The 2243-nt window shown below is 56.2% G+C and carries 3 protein-coding genes; all 3 read right to left on the reverse strand.

All coding sequences use genetic code 11. The annotated features are described in order from the left end of the window. Positions 1–1179, reverse strand: a 1179-nt coding sequence (locus I6F24_RS37200) for an MATE family efflux transporter (protein WP_225148805.1), incomplete at its 3' end; no start/stop codon positions are given. Next, on the reverse strand, positions 1176–1772 hold the full coding sequence (locus I6F24_RS37205; protein ID WP_225154113.1) for a hypothetical protein: 597 nt from the start codon (positions 1770–1772) through the stop codon (positions 1176–1178). The genes I6F24_RS37200 and I6F24_RS37205, both read right to left, overlap by 4 nt. A 92-nt stretch (positions 1773–1864) precedes the next feature. Further along, positions 1865–2243 (reverse strand): condensation domain-containing protein (locus I6F24_RS37210; protein WP_225154114.1); only part of this gene is annotated, 379 nt, incomplete at its 5' end.

The raw sequence follows: 2243 nt of genomic DNA on the forward strand, positions 1-2243 counted from the left end.
CGTGACGACAGTCTCAATACCATACAGTCCAAAAAAGAGATGGAAGACGGTGCAGGCAGAAACGGCAATTTCCCTGACGCTATCGCTATCGCTGAACAGCCCGACCAAAGGACGGACAAAAACCATAACGGTCGCGGAATACGCAAAGGAAAGCGCAACCGTGATAGAGAGCATGACCTTTGCAGCCCTCAGTACGCGAGCAAAATCGCGTGCGCCCCAGCCAAAACCCAGGATAGCTTGAGACCCCATACAGAAACCGCTGATAAGCAGTGCGCCAATCGTTAAGAGTCGCACCGCTATTCCCACGGCCGCGATGGACTCTTCGCCGAAGGGCGCAGCTGCTCCGTACAAGAGCACGACAGTAATAGCAGATAAGATGCTGGTCATGGTCGCTGGCGCCCCCACGAACGCTATCTGTCTGATGCGATCTGCTCGCAACGAGATGTGAGACATCCTGACGACGACCATTCCGCGTCGCTTGGTAAAATACGCGATATAGAGGCTAATAGCCGCAGTCTGAGACACAAGCGTTGCGAGAGCGGCGCCTCGCACACCGAGGTCCAGCACGGATATGAGCACTGGATCAAGGCCAGCGTTCAGTATGAAGGCGGTCATCATCGTCCACATGCTAAATCGCGTATCGCCTTCGGCTCGGACGATGAAGCCGTTGACGATATTCAGAAGCATCAGGGTGCATCCGAACAAAAGCGTCGTCGCGTAGTCGAGCGCCAGGGGCATGATGGTTGGAGTTGCCCCGAGCGCTAGGAAGATCTCTCGCATGTTTAGAAACAGAGCGACTGTGACCGTGATGCCGACTGGCGCGGCGAGCGCGAGAGCGGTACTGGCGCCTCGACTCGCCTCTAGGTACTCACCAGCACCAAGATGACGAGATATGAACGACGCTGCTCCAACTCCTATCCCCTGTCCGGCCGCCGCGAGCAGGACCACGATCGGCAAGGTCATGCTGACGGCTGCGATCGCCGGCGCGCCGAGTGTCCCAACAAAGATTGCGTTGACGACCTGCTGCAACGCGTTGATCGACAAGCCAACAACAGACGGAATGGCGAGCCGTAGGATAAGTCTGAACAGACCGGGGTCTGATAGATCGATGCGCGCGTTCTTGTTCGGCATCACATCGTGATCGACCTCGGCGGCGAATTCCGCATCGGGCTCACTCATGGATGAAGGTGTCCCGAGATCTTCCGAATTTCATTGATCGTCTGCAACAGCTCCTGTTGCAAGACCGTGCAAAGATGGCGGGTCACCTCATAATCGACCATGCTCGGATCATACGTGGTGTCAATCTGTAGATCGCCCGATTGATATCCGACATCGAACCAGAAGACGTGGATCGCCGCCGCTTGATGCATGTGTTCGCCGATCCAAAGTGGAGAAGGTTCTGTGTCTAGAAAACGGCGTGGGAAATGGCGCTGCAAGCGGGCGCGATAATTCACCCCAATTCTGGGCAGTGGCAGGCGATCGAGCCGACGCCGCACGGCTGGATCTCGGTTTAGGAATTTCAGGGCCCGAAAGCCTATTCCCCCGCGCGGCAGCGCATTGCGCTGCCGGTATATCAAACGAGCACGGTCGGAACGCGACTCCCTTCCTGTGACATTCAGTGAAAGCGGAACGAGCTCGCTGAGAAGACCAATGATCTGAGATGAATCGAAATCGTCAAACAGCCGGCCTCGTGTCGAGGTCAGGCTATCAATCCAGAGCGAATAGTTGCCGAACAGGGCTCCACACGCACCCGACAGGGCAGCAAGAAACACATCAAAGTCCTGACAATTCGCTGATCTGGCTCCAATACTGAGGAGACTCGCTGTCGCTTCCCGGTCGATCTCAAGATGATACTTGGCCCGATCTACCCGAAGCGAACGGCCGTTCGCATCCTCGCGACGACCTTTAAGACTTGCATCGTGAAGCTCTCTCGCGCTTTTTCGGCAACACTCGTGCGGCCCGATGACGCGTCGCTGACACGGAAGTTGAATTGATCGTAGTCAATGCCTTCCCAGTGCTTGAGTTCGTCTGGTGCTTCGCTGTTCGCGTAGTGCTCGAGCCGCTTCAACCAGGGAGAGAGCCTTTGTACGGCCTCGGCACCATTCACATCATGGCCTGCAGCAAGAGCGTTGTATGCGTCCTCCAATGCTTCCAGGAATAGCCGATAGCCCATCCCATCCACTACGAAATGATGCACCAGTACCAGCAGATAATAATCGCCGCTTTCCGAAGCACGGAAGGCC

It is taken from the genome of Bradyrhizobium sp. BRP23, from assembly GCF_020194135.1.
GTDB lineage: Bacteria > Pseudomonadota > Alphaproteobacteria > Rhizobiales > Xanthobacteraceae > Bradyrhizobium > Bradyrhizobium yuanmingense.